General features: G+C 47.0%; 14 protein-coding genes. 9 read left to right on the forward strand and 5 right to left on the reverse strand.

Annotated elements, in window-relative coordinates; all coding sequences use genetic code 11:
- Positions 1 to 116: 116 nt before the first annotated feature.
- A complete protein-coding gene (locus QEH59_RS10615; protein ID WP_308985349.1) occupies positions 117 to 1,016 on the reverse strand; it encodes an SDR family oxidoreductase in 900 nt (299 codons plus the stop codon).
- A gap of 401 nt (positions 1,017 to 1,417) precedes the next feature.
- Here QEH59_RS10615 and QEH59_RS10620 point away from each other — a divergent pair, with 401 nt between their 5' ends.
- Both QEH59_RS10620 and QEH59_RS10625 read left to right on the forward strand, forming a co-directional pair.
- Positions 1,418 to 2,023: a YqaA family protein gene (locus tag QEH59_RS10620; protein ID WP_308985350.1), complete on the forward strand. Its 606-nt coding sequence runs from the start codon at positions 1,418 to 1,420 to the stop codon at positions 2,021 to 2,023.
- A 321-nt stretch (positions 2,024 to 2,344) separates the two neighbouring features.
- Positions 2,345 to 3,574, forward strand: coding sequence for a baeRF3 domain-containing protein (locus tag QEH59_RS10625; RefSeq protein WP_308985351.1), 1,230 nt, complete (start codon positions 2,345 to 2,347; stop codon positions 3,572 to 3,574).
- A 59-nt stretch (positions 3,575 to 3,633) separates the two neighbouring features.
- Here QEH59_RS10625 and QEH59_RS10630 read toward each other — a convergent pair whose 3' ends face one another.
- A complete protein-coding gene (locus tag QEH59_RS10630; protein ID WP_308985352.1) occupies positions 3,634 to 7,995 on the reverse strand; it encodes a CheR family methyltransferase in 4,362 nt (1,453 codons plus the stop codon).
- Positions 7,996 to 8,011: 16 nt separating this feature from the next.
- The gene (gene cls / locus QEH59_RS10635; protein ID WP_308985353.1) at positions 8,012 to 9,481 is read right to left on the reverse strand and encodes a cardiolipin synthase; all 1,470 of its coding nucleotides are present in this window, start codon (positions 9,479 to 9,481) and stop codon (positions 8,012 to 8,014) included.
- Between the two features lie 703 nt (positions 9,482 to 10,184).
- On the opposite strand from cls, the gene QEH59_RS10640 reads away from it, so the two are divergent.
- From QEH59_RS10640 to QEH59_RS10650, 3 genes are all read left to right on the forward strand, one after another.
- A complete protein-coding gene (locus QEH59_RS10640) occupies positions 10,185 to 10,835 on the forward strand; it encodes a hypothetical protein (RefSeq protein ID WP_308985354.1) in 651 nt (216 codons plus the stop codon).
- Positions 10,836 to 10,919: 84 nt separating this feature from the next.
- On the forward strand, positions 10,920 to 11,384 hold the full coding sequence (locus tag QEH59_RS10645) for a response regulator (RefSeq protein ID WP_308985355.1): 465 nt from the start codon (positions 10,920 to 10,922) through the stop codon (positions 11,382 to 11,384).
- 331 nt (positions 11,385 to 11,715) lie between these two features.
- The gene (locus QEH59_RS10650) at positions 11,716 to 12,198 is read left to right on the forward strand and encodes a response regulator (RefSeq protein WP_308985356.1); all 483 of its coding nucleotides are present in this window, start codon (positions 11,716 to 11,718) and stop codon (positions 12,196 to 12,198) included.
- A 134-nt stretch (positions 12,199 to 12,332) separates the two neighbouring features.
- On the opposite strand, the gene QEH59_RS10655 is transcribed toward QEH59_RS10650, so the two are convergent.
- Positions 12,333 to 13,538 carry a hypothetical protein gene (locus tag QEH59_RS10655; RefSeq protein ID WP_308985357.1) on the reverse strand — a complete coding sequence of 402 codons (1,206 nt, stop codon included), beginning with the start codon at positions 13,536 to 13,538 and terminating at the stop codon, positions 12,333 to 12,335.
- Between the two features lie 412 nt (positions 13,539 to 13,950).
- Between QEH59_RS10655 and QEH59_RS10660 the strand changes: the two genes are divergently transcribed.
- Together QEH59_RS10660 and QEH59_RS10665 are read left to right on the forward strand one after the other, a co-directional pair.
- Positions 13,951 to 14,655, forward strand: a complete 705-nt coding sequence (locus QEH59_RS10660; RefSeq protein ID WP_308985358.1) for a MauE/DoxX family redox-associated membrane protein — start codon at positions 13,951 to 13,953, stop codon at positions 14,653 to 14,655.
- Between the two features lie 94 nt (positions 14,656 to 14,749).
- Positions 14,750 to 15,160 (forward strand): ion channel, encoded by a 411-nt coding sequence (locus tag QEH59_RS10665; RefSeq protein ID WP_308985359.1) that lies wholly within the window; start codon positions 14,750 to 14,752, stop codon positions 15,158 to 15,160.
- A gap of 101 nt (positions 15,161 to 15,261) precedes the next feature.
- Here QEH59_RS10665 and QEH59_RS10670 read toward each other — a convergent pair whose 3' ends face one another.
- Positions 15,262 to 17,238, reverse strand: coding sequence for an ATP-dependent helicase (locus tag QEH59_RS10670; protein ID WP_308985360.1), 1,977 nt, complete (start codon positions 17,236 to 17,238; stop codon positions 15,262 to 15,264).
- A gap of 236 nt (positions 17,239 to 17,474) precedes the next feature.
- On the opposite strand from QEH59_RS10670, the gene QEH59_RS10675 reads away from it, so the two are divergent.
- Together QEH59_RS10675 and QEH59_RS10680 are read left to right on the forward strand one after the other, a co-directional pair.
- Positions 17,475 to 18,965 (forward strand): isochorismate synthase, encoded by a 1,491-nt coding sequence (locus QEH59_RS10675; RefSeq protein WP_308985361.1) that lies wholly within the window; start codon positions 17,475 to 17,477, stop codon positions 18,963 to 18,965.
- Positions 18,966 to 19,106: 141 nt separating this feature from the next.
- On the forward strand, positions 19,107 to 19,565 hold the full coding sequence (locus QEH59_RS10680) for a hypothetical protein (RefSeq protein ID WP_308985362.1): 459 nt from the start codon (positions 19,107 to 19,109) through the stop codon (positions 19,563 to 19,565).
- Positions 19,566 to 19,589 lie beyond the last annotated feature (24 nt).

The following is a 19,589-nucleotide window of genomic DNA, read 5'->3' on the forward strand; positions in this document are numbered from 1 at the left end:
GCATCGGACTCTAACACTGGATCAAAAAAAAGAACCCGTCGCTCTTTATGCGTCGGGTTCTTTTGTATTCTGGGCAGGATGCCCATTTGCAAGAAGTTGAATGATTAGTTAAGATATTACATTTGTTGTCTACCGCCAGTGGCTGGATAAATTTCTCCTGTCACATAACTGGCTTGGGCAGATGCTAGGAATACATATACTGGTGCGAGTTCGGCCGGCTGTGCTGGTCTGCCCAGTAATGTATTGGACCCGAAGTGTTTTACTTTGTCCTTTGGCATAGTGTTTGGGATAAGAGGTGTCCATACGGGACCTGGAGCTACAGCATTGACGCGTATGCCTCGTTGTATTGCGAAGGATGCAAACGATTTTGTCATACTCGCAATAGCTGCTTTGGTAGCTGCGTAGGGAAGTAGATATGCAGAAGCATCGAAGCTTTGAATGGACGCGGTATTAATAATGCAGCCACCTTCTTTGATGTGCTCGAGTGCGTACTTGCAGAGATAGAATGTACCAAATGCATTAACATGAAAGGTAGATTCAAAGTCCTCTATTTCGATCGAATCTATCGATTGGTATGTTGTTTGAGTCGCCGCGTTATTGACTAGGATATCCAATCTTCCATAATCATTAACTACTTGTTGTAGCAGATTCTTACAGTCATTAGCATTACTTTGATCTAGTTGGTATACCTGAGAGCGTACCCCATGTTCTTGCTGTAAGAGTTTACTGGTGACTTCTGCATCATGCTGGTTCTGGTGGTAAGTGAAGGCTATGCTTGCGCCTTCACGTGCGTAGGCCAAGGAAATCGCTCTACCGATACCACTATCGCCGCCCACAATCAACGCGACGCAGTCAGCTAATTGCTGGTGGCCTGTGTAGCTCTCTTCTCCATGATCTGCGGGGGGCCTTAGTTGGTCTGTCGGTTCACCAGGCCCGCAAGCTTTTTCTGGATTAAAAGGGGGGAGCGCACCTATATAGAGTGGATTCGGGCGATTTGGGGTATGGTTTAGTTTCATGTGTAAATATTCCTTTGCTACAGCTCAGTTGCTGAATTGCCTTTCATTTTTGTTGCAGCATCATTTCGCAAATGGTGTGCCAAGGGGGGAGGTTCATGTTGTGTTCTGGCGTAACGTTCTTATGATCAATTATATCTGCATTTTGATAATTTGATGGTCTTCTATTGCTGCTAAGGTCGCCGTTGCAATTGGCAAGGTGCTGCCACTGGGCATTATTAATTTTTGCAATGTCAGTGCATGCGAGTACGAGTGATTTTATGAGCGAGTTTTTTTTGTGTCCTTGTTAATTACGGGGTGCATTCATGATTGAGCAGGCATGAAACCTGCGTGTTCATTATCTATATTCTATCGGTACAGCGCTCTTGTCCCCATTATTAACGTATATTAACGTATATTAACGTATGATGCATCGCCTCTCAGATTTTTTTAAGGAACGTGCCAATTCCTCACAGGCTCAGTTGTCTTTTATGGGTGTGGCTTCATTTTTAGAATCAACTATTATACCAATACCTTTGGAGGCGCTTTTAATCCCATATTATCATCGACACCGTGATAGCCTTTGGCGTACCGCGTTGGTAGTCACCGTCGCGTGCTTGTTGGGAGCGAGTGCATTTTATGGGATAGGGATGCTGGCGATGGATAGTTGGGGGCGTTCTATTATTGAGCTGCTATCAAGCCCATCAGGATTTGAATCATTGAAGGAATCCTTAAATCAACACGGCTTTTGGTTGATATTAGCTGCAGGGATATCGCCGATTCCTTTTCAGATTGCAATGCTGGGAGCTGGCGCTGTTGATTACTCTTATCTTTATTTTATATTGGCGGCTACATTGGCGCGTGGGATCCGATATTTCGGCTTGGCGCTATTAGTAAAATACTATGGTGAACGTGCTTTGGAGGTCTGGAATAAAAACAAAATCAAAGCATCTGTAATCGCATTGTTATTACTTGGATGTATTTATGGATTAGGACGCTGGCTTGAGTCGACTCTGATGCAGTCGCCCTGATTGCTGTAAATTGCGGTCGCAGCTAGGGCTTTTCTGGCAAGCATATTCTGATGTCACGTGCTGGTGGGAGCTTGTAATCGATTTTGTTCGAGCCTCTTCTATTTCTGTGGCATTGCGTTTTGCTGGAATTATAATTGCAGAATGCCTGATACTGTAAGGGATGTTTACATCTATAGTTAAGCTTTTGAAATTTCTTCATGCATTGAGGCTCGTGAGTCAGAGAGTTAATGGGGACGAAGAGAGCGTTTATTCGGTGCAGTATGTTGGCGCCAAACTCAAATTGGATTCTGGCATGCAACTTGCGAGATTTAGAACACTGTCTTGACCGAATATTTACCGAACACGCACTTACCTATGATTGAGAAACACATACCTACTATTGATATTGAAGCTAAACCTGAAGTGATTGACTCTTTATTCAAAGAATACGGCGGTCCACATATATCGCTATTTTTACCCATCCGCAACGACGGCGTTGAAGTACAGCAGAACGCACAGATATTGCGGGAATTGATTGAGGAGGCTCGTGCAAGTCTCGAGATCTTCGGGATGCAAGTCTCACATGTGTCCAACTTTATTGCGCCTCTTCAATATTTTGTCGATAACCCCCAAAGCTTACGCCAGGAAGCTGCATCCCTCGCATTTCTCTTGGATGGCCATGCGCTGCGGCGTATACGCTTGGATTATGAAGCGCCTGCATTTTGTTGTGTGGATGAGCGTTTTGCGATGAAACCATTACTACCAATAATGCAACTGAATCCAACGTTTACGGCACTCTGTTTGAATCAGGGTGGGATGCAGGTTTATCGTGGTGTTCGAGGCAATTTGACTTCTGTGGATGTTGAAGGGATGCCGAATACAATTGAAGAGGTTGCTGAGTTTGATGACCCTGAGAAAACGCTTCAGAATCACTCCGCTACGCGGACTTCCCGGTCACATGCAACCGGTTCCACACCTGTCTCAGGTTTCCATGGTCATGGTATGCCGGATACTTATAAGGATGATCTTAAAAAGCGCTTCATTCAAGCTGTGGCAGTTGCGATTGAGTCATTTTTGGCCGATAAGAAAGATCCGCTCGTTGTGTTTGGCGTTGCGGGGAACCTTGGACAATTCAAACAAGTCAATGCAGCTAGTCAGCGGGTTTACCATTACGTTGAGCACGATGCCAGTAGGTGGGATGCATCACGTCTCTCGCAGGAATCAGTGGCGCTGCTTAAGCTCGATATAGATCGACAGGTGTCGGCTGCGTTGGATGAAGTTGAAGCGGCTGTTGGTCGTGGTGAAGATATCAGTGGTATCACTGAGTGCGCTTTGGCTGCGGCAACGGGACGGCTTGAGCGAGTATTCATTGCGAAAGATGAACAGGTCCATGGGCGTTGTGACCTTGATCGCATGCAGGTCCTTTATGATGAAAAAAGTGGTCGACTCGGTAAAACGGATTTATTGGATTATATTGCCTATGAAACTTATCGGCATGGCGGATCAGCTATGGCTGTGAGTAAAGATCGTCTACCAAATGGTAGGCGGGCGATTGCAGTAGGCAGGTTTTAAGCCAGTATTCTGTGTTTACGGAGGCGGTATTTTTACTGTCTTTTCTTGTGGATTTAATGTTATTTATTTGGTTCTGCTTCGCGTATGACGCTGAGTAATTCATCTCGGGTAAAAGGTTTCGGTAGGTAGCCATCAAATCCTTCATCGATGAATTCCTGCCCCTGCCCAGGAAGACAGTGCGCTGTAAATGCAATGATACGAGCAGCGCTATTTTTACTATCTTTACGGATTCTTTTAAGTAGTTCACTTCCAACATTGCGACCCTGTAGATTTATATCCAGTAGAATCACGTCCTGTCCATCTAGCTTTTCAAACAATTCGGATTCGTCTGCGGCTAGATCGAGGGGGTAATCCCTTAAGGTCAGTCCCAGAATACGACGAGTGTTGGGATAGTCGTCGCAGGCCAATATCCTTGTTTGATTTGAGCTTGCACCTGTTTCCATTACTTTAGGAGCAGGCTGCTCTTTCGGAGATTGCTTAGCTTCGAGTTTAAAAGGGTGGTCCGTGGGTCTGCTGTCTTTAGCTAATGGAAGTTGAACTTCAATTGTGGTTCCATTGCCTTCCTCGCTGTCGGCCTTTATATTTCCGCCCATTGAGTCCACCAATTGCTTGGCAATGGCCATGCCCAATCCACTTCCTCCAAGAGTTGTGTCGTGTTTTTCACGTTCTTGCGAGAAAGGGTTGAATAGTTGACCTAGGAAATTTTTAGCCATCCCGCGGCCTTGGTCTTCCACCCGTAATCCTCCGCGCTGCTGAGTTGAGAAAACGGTGATTTCGACATACCTATCTTCGGGGGTGAATTTAATCGCATTGTCTAATAGGTTTGAAAGAATGCGATTCAGTGCTGCGAGATCTGCATATACATGAACAGAATGTACCTGCTTGTTGAACTTTAGTTTGACTCCTTTTGCGCGTGCTATGGGGAGAAAGAGGTCGTAGGCTCGACGGCATTCCTGGCTGAGATCAATGTCTGTTAAGTCGAGCTCTATAGCTTTGCCCTCCATTCGAGCGAACTTGAGCACAGAGTTCAGAGTTCGCAACAAATGACCGCATGCGTTTTTCATCTCATCGGCCAATTCTGCATTTTCCGCGTCTAACTGTTGTGCGACGATTTCAGCATAGCCACTGATCGCTGTGAGTGGTGTACGAATGTCATGGCTCATGTTTGCTAAGAATGCTGTCTTTGTGCGATTTGCCGCTTCTGCCGCTTCTTTGGCGATCAGCATTTCTTGTGCGTGTAATCGTCGTTCGGTTACATCCTTAATCGTGCCGACTAGCGAAATGGCGTGAGGTTTACCACTTTCCTGGTCCTCAAAATCAAAAATGCCATTGGCTGCAATGATTCGTTCGGAGGATCCATCGAAAGGATGAATGCGATATTCTGCCTGATAAGTTTCTCTTAGGTCGGGATCACTGGCTCTTGCCAATGAGGCATCGACCTCTGCAAGGTCATCTGGGTGTATTCGTGATCTAAAGCTTTCTAGGTCAAATCGTTGATTCGGACTGAGGCCAAAAATCGATCTTGATTGTTCGTCTAGATCAATGGTGCCACTTTGGACTGTGTAGCGATGGGTTCCCAGGCAGCTGGCTCTTAGCGCGAGGTCTAAACGAGTGGCCGTATCTTGGCGGGCGACTTCGTACTCTCTGCGCTCGGTCATATCCAGATTCAGGCCGACCCACGCCTCAATCTTGTTACTAGCGTTGAAGACCGGCCGACCGATGGATAGTACGAGACGTTGACCGCCGTCCTTACTTCGTATTCTGTGTTCTCTTTCCCAGTGAACTTTTGCTTCCATGGCAGCTTTCCATGCGGCACGAGTCGGTTCTCGATCTTGCTCAGGTAAGAGTTTGAGCCAGTTATCGTTTTGCAGTTCAGCAAGTGTTAGTCCTGTCATTTCTAAGAAACTTTCGGAAACATATTGGAATGTGCCTTGTGCATTGCACCACCACACGCCATATGGGATGCTTTCACCTGTGACTTCAAAGAGACGTAGGTGCTCACTTGCTTTTCGTTGGGCGCGTACGACATCTGTGGTTTCGCTGACTAAGCTCATTATACCACGTACAGAGCCATTTGAGTTGTACCATGGCTGCAACATCAGATTGAAATAATAGTCTTTTTGTTCCCCGTTGCCGTCTTTATCCATGGAAACATGGTATTCGGGGTTGTGGTACGCATGTCCACTCGCGAAAACCTCGTCAAACTTGTCCAGAATTTCCTGTCCTACTAGTTCTGGAAATGCTTCTTGCAACGGACGGTTTAATTGAACGCGCGATGAGAATTCACGGTGTCGGCGATTGGTGAAGGTGTAGCGATGTTCAGGTCCTTCAAACAGAGCGACTAGCATTTCAGTATCTTCAAGTAAGCGTCGCCAACTGTACTCACTTTCTTTTGCCTGAAATTGAGCTTCTTTTAGATCTGTAACGTCGAAAAAAGTAATGACAACTCCGCGGATTTCGTTGGTTTGGGTGCGATACGGTAAGATACGGCGAAAGAACCAACGGTCTTCATTTCCTTTAATTTCACGTTCCGAAATATCAAGTTTTTGGAGTACTTGTTGACTTTCTTTAAGCAGACTCGAGTCGGCAAAGTGAGTGCTTAAATCGCTGAGTAAACGGCCGACATCGGCGTCGCTTAGATTGAAAAGCTCGGCGCTTTTTCGTGTGAATCGTTTTATGCGGAGTTGTGAATCCAGGAATATGGATGCAATTTCGGAACTGGTTAAGAGGTTTTGTAAATCATTATTTGTGTATGCTAGCTCTTGGCTTTTTACTTCTAGCTGATTGTTGAGAGTGCTCAGCTCTTGGTTGAGTAGGTGTAGTTCTTCTTTGGAAGTTTCGAGTTCCTCATTCGAAGATTGCAATTCCTCATTTATAGAAATTACTTCTTCGTTGGATGCTTTTAGCTCTTCATTAGAGGTTTCCAGTTCCTCGATGGTGCCTTGCAGTTCATGGCGAATCATACATAATTGCTCTTCTAAGTCGTTGTCAGCTATGTTGTCATTTTCCTCTGCAGTTGCTGCCGTTGAGGAGCTAATTGGAGCGCTCGCTTCGTCCTCGAAAATGATGAAGGCAGCATCTGTAATTGCTCCGAAACTAGTTCTATTAATTGTTATTCGTACGAGCCGGTTGCAGTCTTGATTTGTCAGTGTAATGTTACGTAATACGACGTCCTTATTCTCGTTGAAAGCAGTTCGTAGCCCCTTGCGTAATTTAGCTTTAAGTGTTGCGGGGCAGAGTGAAATCAAGTGATTTGTTGGGACACCTTCTGCGTAATTCAGATATCGCTCTACTAATCCGCGAGTATACATTACCTGAAGTTGCTTATTTACGAAAACACCAGCAACTGAAAGATGTTTAGTTAATAAGCGGCGGGCTTGTTCTTCGTATGCCTCAGCTTCTGGCAAGTTGACCTCAACTTGCTGAGGTGCTTGTATCCTGCTTCGCCTGTAATTGGCTTCAAGAATTCGGCTTGCACCGATACGTTGAAAAATTCTGCATTGTTTGGATACTGTATTGAAAAGTTCGAGCTGATTGCCAATGTTTTCAGCATTACCCAGTATGAGGTAACCATCGCGTTTTAACGCAAAGTGTAGGAGCGGGAAGATGCGATTTTGGGTTTCCGAATCAAAATAGATGAGCATATTACGACAGCTGACTAAATCTAATTTTGAGAATGGAGGATCATAGATAATGTCTTGGTGAGCGAATACTATCATCTCGCGAAGGCTCTTTTTTACTCGGTAATGCTGTTCATCAATTGAGTCGAAATATTCCTCCAATATTTCTGCAGATACATTTTTGCGAATGCTAGTCGGGTAGATGCCTTGACGTGCAAACTCCCGTGCTTCGTCATCAATATCAGTTGCATAGATTTGTAGCTTATGTGTGCTGCCGATCCGACGCATGGTGCGAGAGAAGGAGATTCCGTAACTGTAAGCCTCTTCTCCTGTTGCGCAGGCAGGCACCCAAATACGCAGAGGATTCTTTTCGTCAGCTTGCTTAATGATTGTTGGGATCACTTCTTGCTCTAATAATTTCCAAACCTTGGCGTCTCTGAAGAAACTTGTTACACTAATTAATAAATCGCTCGCGAGTTGTTTAGCCTCAGTCAAATCACTGTGAATTTCTTTGGTATAAGCATGCAGGCTGTCGAGATGCTTTAATCCGATTCTACGCTGTATGCGACGTTGTAGTGTGTTGAGTTTAAAATGGCTAAAATCAATTCCAGTTTGCTGTCTGAGTTGACGTAGTAGAGCGTCGAGTTGATTTGTCTCATATTCTCCCTGTTGTTGAGGATGAGTGTTCTTTATTTTTTGTGAGATTTGGGTACTGCTGGGGGGCGCAGTTGTTTTTCTAGCGTCGCTCATGATGTCTGTCGTGTAATGATTGTTATTATTCCAATATGTTCGCATGCTCATTAGCGATTAGTGGCTATCATAGCACTGGAGCTGCTAATCGGGAGGCACGAATACGGACACGCTCCCAGAAGCCTTGTCCATCAAGGTCACTTTGATGAATAGGAGTCGCATTGATGAAGTCTTGCCTTAGCATGTTGGCGACCTCGGCATTAAAAGTCGGATCATTGATCACAGCATTTAGCTCGAAATTGAGTCTGAATGATCGGTTGTCGAAATTGGCGGACCCGATCATACAGAAGTTGTCATCTGTCAGGATCACTTTCTGATGCATAAAGGGACTGGTGTATTGATACATTTCGGCTCCGGCAGCTTCAAGTTCTCGTATGTAGCTCCAGGCTGCAAATTGTGCAAGACGTGCGATCATTGTATCTGTTTCATCGGGTATCAGAACTTTAACTTCAACCCCACGTAGAGCCGCTGCTTGTAGCGCGCGTAGAATGACATCGTCAGGTACAAAATACGGACTCGCAATCCAAAGTCGTTCTTTGGCGTGATGAATTACATCTAGTAAAAAGAGGGTATATCGCTCAAATCCGTCGGTCGGGCTGGAAGGTAGGCTGGCCACTCGTATGCCGTCAGAACTTCCAGATTCAGATCGAGGGTTCCAATTAAGTCCTGTCAGCATTTCATTGCGCGACCACGCCCAATCACGCAGGAAACTGACTTGCATTGTTTGCACGGCAGGTCCATTGATCCTTACCATGGTATCACGCCATTGCATGTAGTCATATTTTATATTCATACCTCCCGTCCATGCCGAATTGCCGTCGACTATGACCAATTTACGGTGGTTTCTAAAGTTCAGGCGGAACAGTTTTGTCCATTGAGGGACGATGTTAAAGCGGACTAATTGTACTCCAGCCTCACGGAGCGGCTTAAGATAGTCATTACTAACTTTAGTGCCCATATCGTCGTAAATAATGTAGCAACGTACGCCAGAATTGGCGCGTTCAATAAGTCGTTCCGATAATTCGGCACCCACCTGACCGTCAGAAATCGTAAAGAACTGTACTAGAACATAGTCCTTTGCCGCGGAGATTCCATCGAATATTGATGTGAAGGCCTTGGGGCCGTCAGGCAATAATTCTGCAGTATTGCCGGTTGTTGGCGGGAGCGGGAGCAAGGTAGCCAATAGGTCGGCTGAGCCTTTGAAATTCTGAGCCAGCAGCCCTTTTTGATCAAGGGTGGTTCTCAATCTTGCTACTGTTGGTGCAATCTGTTCAGTGTAGATTTTTTTTTCATCGATATATTGCTTAAAGTCGACTTCACCAAATACTAAGTAACTAGGTACGGCGATGAAAGGTACTGTGTTTAATGCGAGCACCCATGCAGTCGTGCCTTGTGGAGTGCGCACACTCATCAGGGCGTTGATAGACATGAAAAAACCAATCATGTGAAAACAACAGAGCGTGCTCCAAAATAAAATCGATTTTCGAGACCGTTTAGATGACTTTTGCGGGTTATCTTTTTTTGTAATCAGGGACATCGTTATTGATTCCTAATTCAATGGGCGCCGCCATTTTGTTCGTGCATTTTCAACTGTCTCGGCTAGCAACGAATCTGAGCGTATCATTGCGCCAGCACGGTATCCACAACTAGCCCTGGCCTGATTCGGGCGAGGAAGCATCTCAGGAAAGTCTGCAATAATTGTGTTCACTTCGGAGCCCAACGCAAAACGCATGCCAAGCCCTGTAATTCAGACCAGTGTTTTGATGCATATTGTAGCTGGGGAGTGTTTTGAAGAGTCTTTTATACTATGAGAATAAATACCTTCTTCTTCATCGGGCAAAGTGCAGTGCAAGTGCGTTGTGCTTCGTGCATATTGCATCACGTGTTTGAGCCTTAATTAAGATCTATTTGTAGCTTTTTCTCGAGTATGGAATCTCTATGTGAGGGCCTGTGAGTAATGAATTCTAAATGATTCGAGGCCGTTTTGAACGCTGGCATCGACTGCTCTCGGGAGCCCTGCAATTCGCATGAGTTTCTCTGATTGTGTCATGCATATCTCCAGTCGAATATAGATACTGAATCCTATTGATTCGTTTATAAGTCATTTTTAGTCATTCAGATGCGTTCTTGGTAGTCTTTGTTTTTTTGCAGTTGGCATGGTATTGGCAAAGTCCATGACTGATCGCTTTAGCATTCGGCTGAAGCCATCGAATTAAGCATTAATATATATACTTAAAACTATGAAAGCACAATTCATTACCCTCTCTGCCATTATGGCTTCTGTATCGTGGTCTTCCGCTCAAACTGATGTTCAGAGTCATTCGAATAATCTACATGAATCGGAACGTGCTGTATCTCAATTAACAATTAATAGTAACGAGATTGCTGAAGCGAATCAACGTTATCAAAATACCATGAATGTTGAAACGCCTGAGTCAGGACAAGTGCAGCAGTTATCTGATTTAAGTATTAATAAGCATGATTCAGATAATATTCTAACCGACAGTCGTGGGAATAATTACACCATCGATACTAATGGCCAATTGCGTAGTGGTGTAGACACAGGCTATGGCAGAAACGATAGGAATGTAGCTGAGGATTTGCGTATGTCTAACTATAAAGATCGTGACCGTCTATCACGCAGTATCGTTAATGAGATAAAGCGTGACGAAGAGCTCGCACGAGATTGGGTCAAGCATCAGGAACAAGTGGATTCGTGGCGCAATCAGGTGCGGAATGACTTAGCTTTGTTGAATCAATCGTCAGAGAGCGATTATGAGCTTGCGCGTGATCGTTTACATAAAAGTTACTCCAGTTATCATGATGCGAAGGTTCAAGCACGCGGATTTATCAGCCAACCTAACACCCGCGCAAGTACGCCGCATAAATAATTCTTAGGTTTCAACTCATAGGTGCCCCCTCTTATGAGTAAGAGGGGGCTCTCGTTGTTTGTTTAATTAGAATTGGAGGCTAGAATGAATATGGAACGCCGCGAAGATAGTAGTGATACCGATTTACAGCGTATTCGAGTGGGTATTGTCGAAGATCACGCCAGCTTGCGTGGTGTTTTGGTGAAACTCGTGAGATTCTCCCCCAACATGGATTGTTATGGCGGTTTTGCTAGTGGGGAGCAACTCTTACAGGCTTTGAAACAGGATAGTCTGTCACCAGAGCAGCTCTTGCCTAATGTTGTGAGTCTTGATTTGACCATGCCAAGGATGAGTGGAATTGAAGTTTTGGGCTATCTGCGACAGCATTGGCCTGAGATACGTTGCGTTCTATTATCTGGTCATACTGATGTTAGTTATGTGCGGGACGCTCTTGAGCAGGGAGCTTATGGGTATGTGGCTAAAGGTGGTGCTGAGGAATTCTTGAAGGCGATTAATCAGGTCGCGCTAGGAAGGCGCTATGTCTCACCTTGTTTCGATAAGCTGTTGTAACAATCTTTTCCGAGGTCTGTGTGGCTTCATGTGCATTGCATCTTGCAAATGAGGAGCATGCTAAATGCATGCTTTTTGCATGTCTGGAGGTTAGGTAGAATAAAAACTTAAATCTATCCATCAACTGCTTAACATGACGGCAAATACGCTGATCGCTATGATTTAAACGGGTGTAGCACCGATTTGTATTTCTAGTCCGAGAGGTTCGGTGCTCATTAACGATTTTTTTATCTATGTAATGAGATGCAGGAACCTAATTTGCTAAGGTTTGAAATCGCGAATGCTCAATTTTCGCTAATCTCTCGATCTCCTTAACCTGCCCTAAATATTTATGAGTAAAGATGAATCCGTTGCGTTTGAAGTCAGAGTTATGATTGTGGAGGATCACGATCGATTGTGTGAAGTATTACAGCGGATTGTAGCCGGGACGCCTGGTTTAAGTTGTTGTGGTTCTTTTAACTCAGGGCATGAGACACTGGCAGCGATTCCGGACTTACGACCGGATGTGATCTCGATTGATTTGACGATGCCTGATTTGAATGGGTTGACTGTCTTAAAACGTATTCGTGAGCAGTGGCCTGAAATACGTTGCGTGGTGTTTTCTGGTCACGCAGATGAAGCATATGTTAGTGAATCTTTCGCAGCTGGAGCGATGGGGTATATATATAAAGAAGATGTGAATGATTTTATCGAAGGTGTTCGAGTGGTGGCTGCGGGGGAGTATTTTTTGTCCCCGCGCGTTGTGGATGCGATGCCGGATGGCATCCACTCAAAGCCGCCAACTGGATCGGACCCTGACAATCATGCTTCTTAGATAGAAATAAAAACATCCCAAGCCGCATTTAACGACTTGGGATGGGTGTGTGATTGAGAGGCTTCTATTTTTGATTGAATTAGCCTCACCACTCGAAGCGGATTTACGCGCCTGCTTGTGTGGCTGCTTCTATTCTAGAAATTGGCGCTAAATTGCTGAGGACGTTCGCCATTGATCCAGATGCGCTCGATTACGACAAGTTCTTCACCATGCATCTCCTGATGTTCTCCTTCGATTCGAATTAGATCGCCTGGTTCAAGGTTTAACTGATCGAGTGCTGCATTTATATCTTTGTCGATCGCGACAGTATGTGACTGCCCACTGTCCATCTTCAAGGTTGCTGTGCGCATGGCATCATTTGCATGCGTTTTCTCTTCTAGCTCGAAGCTAGCAACAGTACCGCGAATGTCCGCATGTTGATGCGTGCTATTTGAGAGAGCTGTACGATCATTGTAAACTCCTTCATTGCTTTGGGAGTTCGTATTCTGTGAGGCGGGTAGCGAATGGTTTTGTGCAAGCGCGCTAGCGTTGTTTATTTGAATCGCACGATTTACTTGTAGGGTGCGATCTTTAAACTTCAACTCTTTGACGATGAATAGAGGCTCGCCATTTACTTGTCCGCCGACACCGCTTAATTCAATGGAGTCGCCTTTTTCTAGTTCCAATCTGTCCAAACTGCGTTTTTCGCCTAAACTCATTACAATCTGTTTGCCACTATTAAGCTCTACCTTCGCTACGATGTTTTCAGTTGGAGTGGCAGCGTCTGTTGCTTGTAGGTTCATCTTGCGAAAAGCAAGGATCTGCCCCGAGAGATGTTGCTGCTTCATCTTGCTGTCTGAGCGATGGTCGTTGTCACGCATCGTCGAATTCTCTGAATGCTGACTTGAACGAGTTCGAAGCTGACTGCCATCTACATTTGTTGTGGCTGTTCCGTAGTTATAATTCTCATTCGAATTAATGGAATCGTCTTTTTCCCATTTTTGTTGTTCGTCATTCCATACATAGCCACTGGCTGTTCGTGTTTGGCTTTGGTTCTCTAGCACCGTGGAATCTGGATAATTGTCTTCCCAGTTGTCTTGCTGCCAGAACGCCCAACTGGATTTGCTGTCGCCTGCAGGTTCGTGATCAATCTTATCACCATCAAACCAATCTCTCGGGTCATACCACTCTTCTTCTGAAGTTGCTTGAGTGTGACTCCGTTCATACTGAACAGTGTTCTGGTGTTGAGCTGAATTTTCGTATGTCTGTTTGTTGGATCTCTCCGCAAAGGCGCCACTGGATGTGAGTGCTGCGATCAAGGAAGTGGAGGTAATCCATTTTATGTCTTTAGCTTTCATCATGGGTAGTGTTTCTTTTTTTAGTATTATGTAAGGTTCATAGAGCGTATGCCGAAGTGCATCCGCGATGTGTGGCGACGCTAATGCTATGCCAATTTTAATGCGTCGCAGTGTCGTCGTTGTTTATTCAAGAGGTGGGGCATTCAAATCGTTGTTTCAATTTCGCGAGCATGCAATTATCCCGATTTTTTTTGTATGAAACGTGCACTTTGCGTTAATTTTTAGTCTTCTGGGCTGACGTTGTTTAAAGTCGTATTTAAAGAAACTCGTGCGCATATCGTCTGTTCTGATTGGAGACAGATGTGCGGTCTGTTCTTTTAATGTCTGATGTCCAATACCCATATTAAAAGAGTATGATTGGCATGTAGTCTGCAAGTTGCTTGGTGCTATGACTAAAAAAGCGACTATTTACAGAATGGTAACTCCTGATCATTTGTGCCCGTGGGGAATCAAGGCTTTGGATTTATTAAAGCGTAATGGATATCAAGTCGAAGATCATCATCTTGCAACGTTGGAGGCGAATCAGCAGTATAAGGAGTCGCATGGGGTGGATGAAACTCCGCAAATATTTATAGATGATGATCTAGTCGGCAGTTATGATGCACTGCGTGATTATCTAGGGCTTGCTGCAGATCCACGCGAGGGGGTGAGTTATCAACCCATTATTGCTATCTTTATTGTTACATTCAGCATGGCTTTGACGGTGACCTGGGCGTCGTTGGGAACGCTTGAGCTGATACGAGTTTTGGAGCTATTTATTGCGTTTAGTATGTGTGTGTTAGGCATTCAGAAGTTGAGGGACTTAAAGGCTTACGCAACTGGATTCGTTCAGTATGATTTGCTGGCGCAGCGTTATGTTCCCTATGCGTATGTATATGCAGCTATTGAAACGCTGGCTGGTGCTCTGATGGTCGCGGGCCTTATTTTATGGATCATTAGTCCCATTGTGCTGATTGCCAGTGGGATCGGGGCGATTTCAATTGTCAAGGCGGTCTACATCGAGAAGCGTGATTTGAAATGTGCATGTGTGGGTGGAAATAGTACTGTGCCACTTGGATTCATTTCCCTTACGGAGAATATTATGATGATGGTGATGGCGATCTGGATGTTGTTGAGATAATTATGTAATTCAAAATTTAAGCGTATTTGAGTGCCGAGTTACATGTGAAATGGAAAGATGGTCTTCAGATTAAGTCATGTTGCTTAGCTTTATAGTGTCTTTGACTATCATGGTTATTGCCGTGGCATTTCATTATTGGAGCTTGGGGCAGTTGTTGAACTATCTTCCATCACGTGATGAGCAGCATCAGCATTTTCTGCGGCCAGTATTGGTGCTACTATTATTGGTGAGTGTGCACTTGGTAGTGATTATGGGGTTTGCAGTTGGCCTTTATTTTCTTTCCCTCACTTCTGGGGCAGGGCAGCTCGAGGGTGGGCTTGAGCAGAACTTCATGGATTTCTTCTATCATTCGGCCGTGACCTATTCGACACTTGGAATGAGTGAGATGCCTCAAGGCCACCTTAAGTTTATGACAGCTTTAGAATCTCTAACAGGGATTATATTACTGACTTGGTCCGCGACTTTTTATTATAGCGTAATGGGACGTGGGCCAGAGAGCCAGTGAGTCGCGCGGAATTGCAGTCTACTTTTAATTCAAATGTCTGGGAGTTTCATTCGCTGACACAGCTTTGGGTTTCACCAAACTCTTGGTGCTATAGCTGTGTGTTAGTATCTTCGCGAGGGCGCGACTCTGAGTGTTTCGTAGCGGCTGGGATCAATTTCTTGAATGAAGCGACTGGGGTTGAGGCGCATGACTTGATTACCTTGATTGTTGAGCATGGGGTAGCTCATGTAGAGCTCTTCCTCGGCGCGCGTCACGGCTACATAAAAGAGGCGGCGCTCTTCTTCTAGGTCGCCTGCATCGATGGTGCGCTTAAGCGGGAATGTGCCGTCGGCTAGCCCGATGACGAAGACCACGGGGAATTCCAGGCCTTTGGCTTGGTGGATGGTAGTGAGCCGCAAGCAGTTTTGTTGTTCTTCCGGGCTACGTTCATTGCTTTCGGAAGCCAGTAGCACGAGCTGAGCAAGTAGTTCCTCCATTGTTTCAAAGCGGCCGGCGAAACTGACTAAACTTTGTAGATCGTCAGCACGGTCGGTCCAGTTGGGATAGATTTCGCGGATGTAACTGCTATACCAACCGTCCAGCGCGAGCTGAATGATTTCTTCGGGGGCGCGCTCGGTAAGAGCCACGGATACTTCGCGAATCGTTTCGGCGAGTGAGGGCCATTCTTCTTTGGCGTCGGCAGGCACTTTTTTGAGCACTTCAGGAGAGACCAGCACATCGCAAAAGTTCTTCTCTAGTTTAGCCGCACGCTCGCGGGTGAACTTATGGATGCGCTCCGCGGTCTTAGGCCCGACTTTGGGCAGTAGGCAGGTGACACGGGCGAAGGCGGACACGTCGGCTGGGTTGGAGGCGAAACGCAGCTGCGCGGTGAAGTCCTTGATGTGGGCTTGCTCGAAGAAGCGCACGCCGCTGGTGATCTGGTAGTCGATGTTGAGGCGAGTGAGTTCCATTTGCAGATCCATCGCCTGAAAGTGGGCGCGGTAGAGGATGGCGATGTCAGAGAGGTTACGCCCTTCGTCGAGGAGGCCTTCAATGCGTTCGATTATAAATTTGGCCTGACCGCGTGTGTCCATTACGGGCACAAAGTAGGGGCGTTCGCGTGAGGGTTTGATGGCGCGAAGCTCTTTGGAGAATCCCAGACCGCTGGGCTGTGATGCGAGCACGGCGTTGGCAAAGCCCAGAATCTCGGGCGAGCTGCGGTAGTTCGTCTCGATCTTGTGTACCTCGGCACCGGGGTGGCGTACTTCGAACTGCATGATGTTGTCGAAGTCGGCGCCGCGCCATGTGTAGATACACTGCGCATCGTCGCCGACGGCCATCACTTGGTGGTGGCCTGCGAGTTGATCCACGATGTCGGACTGTAGACGATTGGTGTCTTGAAATTCATCGACCAGAATATGTTTAAAGCGGTCCTGATACTGTTGACGGATTTCAGGCTGTTCGTGCAGTAGCTTGAGGAAGTATTCCAGTAGGTCGTCGTAATCGACCACCTGTTGGTCGAGCTTCGCCTGCTTGTAGGCTTTATAGAACTTGTCGATTTTGTCGGCCATACCGTCGAGAAAGGGGTAGCGCTCGTCGGCTTCTTCACGTGGTTCGCGGCAGGTATTGCGCGCGTAGCTGATCATGTCGGCTACCACTTTGGGCTTTGGGTTGTTTTTGGTTTTGATAAACTTGGAGTCGATGGTCTGAATGACGTTCTTGAGGATGCTCTCTGCTTCGCCTTGGTCGAGTATGGTGTAGTTGGGCTTGAGGCCGACCAGGTCGCCATGTACACGAAGAATGCGTTGCGCGATACTGTGAAAGGTGCCGCCCCAGAGTTGACGGCCATTGATGCCAGTGAGTTCTTCCACACGTTCCAGCATTTCGCGCGAGGCTTTGTTGGTAAATGTTAGCAGCAGGATTTCATAGGGCTGCACGCCTTGGTGCAGTAAGTACGCCACGCGATAGGTGAGGGTGCGCGTCTTTCCCGATCCAGCACCTGCCAGCACTAGCGCCGGGCCTGGCTCTGAGGTGACGGCAGCGTATTGTTTGTCGTTCAGTTCGGCTTTGAAATCGATGGGAGGGAGTGGTGCTTGCATAGAAAGTGAGTAGATGGAATCGCTGAAATCCGAGATCCGGGACTGTGAGCTTCGAAATGGAAGGCGGAATGCTGCATTTCGCAAAACAAAACCTCCTGAAGTTTCTACCACTTTAATAATTTATGGGTATATGGCGCTATACGGCATGATGAAGACTGCCCAAATATTTGCCTATGAATGGCATCGCGCTGTGCATTCCCTGTATTCCCAGTGCTTGGTAGGCGTGTGATGATCCCATGCCAGATCTGACTGCTTCGGCTTTGTTGGTTGCGATTTCAGGCATCTTGGTTTTTCTCGCTCGAATGCAGATTATTCCCTCCAGTATGTTGCCTGAACGTGATGAGGGTGCACTGCGTCAATTTCTTGTGGGCTGCCGTGAGGCGGCCCGTGCTAAGCGACACTATCAGATTGCCAGTATCTCTTTGGCAGTGAAGCACATTGCGCCGCTGGCAGTGTTGCAGTCAATTTACGAGCCGGATGAATTACACTGCTACATCGAGCGTGCCAGCGATGATGAGGCGGTGGCCGCCGCGGAGGCAGTCGTGCAGGCGCGCTTTGATGGTTCTGATCGATTCGCCTCGGTGAAGGCTTTTGCGGAGGAGATTCTGGAGAATACTATTGCGGTGGGGGACTTGAGTGAGGCTTTTACGGGCCCGCATTTTTTTACCGCTTTTACTTTTGATGATACGGTCAGCGAGAGTGCCCCTTTTCCCGCGGCGACGGTATTTCTGCCGCGCTGGCAGGTGTCGCGTTCGAAAGGTCAATACGGAGCTGTTGCTAATCTGAAGGTCGAGGCCGATACTGATATTGATAGCTTAGTGATGCGGGTTTGGGGGGCCTATCGTAAGTTTGGGGCCTTTGATTATTTGCCAGAAGCGGCTTTGGAGGATGCGGCACCGTCACCTAAAATTGAGTCACGTCGTGAGTTGGCACCGGACGTGTATCCGCAGGCGGTGGCGCGCGCGCTGTCGGCGATCGAGCTGGGTGCCTATGAGAAAATCGTCTTGGCGCGCGGCATTGAATTGGAAGCGGATCGTCCGTGGCAGCCACTGGATACTTTGAATCGCTTGCGGGAGCGCTTCGCGGGCTGTTTTACCTTTTCTTTTGCGGGCGGGGATGCGCGTAGCTTTATTGGAGCCACGCCAGAGCGCTTACTGCAGGTTCGTAATGGACATTTGTTGACGGAGGCGATCGCTGGCTCCGCCCCACGCGGGCAAACTGCGGGTGAGGATGCTAAATATGCGCGCGATTTGCTGGAGAGTGAGAAGGATTTGCACGAACATATCTGTGTGCGCGATTCAATCATTCGGCGTTTAGAACAAGTGGGCGTGGGCGGAGTTGCAGAGTCGCATCCGCAATTGCTTCTGTTGGCCAATGTGCAGCACTTGCGCACTCGTATTCAGGCTGAAGTGGGCGAGTCGGTGCATTTGTTGGATATTTTGCCTGAGATGCACCCCACACCCGCGGTCGGTGGCTCGCCACGGGAGCAGGCGGTGCCGTGCATTGCCGAATTGGAGCAAATGGAGCGCGGGCTCTATGCGGGTGTGGTCGGTTGGTTTAATCATCTCAATGAGGGAGAGATGATCGTTGGCATTCGTTCGGCCTTGATTGAGGGCAAGCTCGCTCGTCTTTATGCGGGCGCAGGTATTGTAAGGGGCTCGAAGCCAGATACGGAAATGCGCGAGACGGAGATGAAACTACGCGCCTTGCTAGACGTGCTGGCATGATTCGTCGGGGCTTCACTTGTGAAGACTGTATTTGGTGACGCATAAATTCGGCGGTCTTCACCAGTGAAGCCCCGACATCAATTTACCGAGAAACCCTTGACAGTATTTGTTAGCTGCATTCTGTCTAGCGAGACTGTGAAAATGAAATTAGGCATAGTAGGGCTGATTAGTCTGTTCGCTTGGAACGCTCTCTTTGGGGCGTTTGGTGGCTTACTGCTGTGCATTCATCAAGACCTCGAACTGCATGCGGAAAAACTGCATGCGGAAGAGGTGAACGAAGAACTTGCGGCTGCTGCGGCAACTGCCTCTTGTGTGACGGATCACTGCCTGCCAAATCAAGCGGATGCTTGTCTGGCGACTGGAGAGTGCTGTATCGATATCGAATTACCGGCGGAGCTGCTGCCTGTTGTGAGGTTTAAGTCGGATGTTAGTTCGGCTGAATCGCTGGTCTTGTTGGCTATTTTCATTGATTGCCTACGAGCACCTGAGCCCTCGCGCTCACTGGTGTTCCAATGCTCGGGGCCGCGGGTCTTTGAGTCACTGCCTGAGTCGGCTTGGCTGACTGAATATTATCTGCAGACGACGGTCCTGCGCGTCTGAGATTTCCTGATACCCGTTTAACGG

It is taken from the genome of Thalassobacterium sedimentorum, from assembly GCF_031127905.1.
GTDB classification, from domain to species: Bacteria; Verrucomicrobiota; Verrucomicrobiia; order Opitutales; family Coraliomargaritaceae; genus Thalassobacterium; species Thalassobacterium sedimentorum.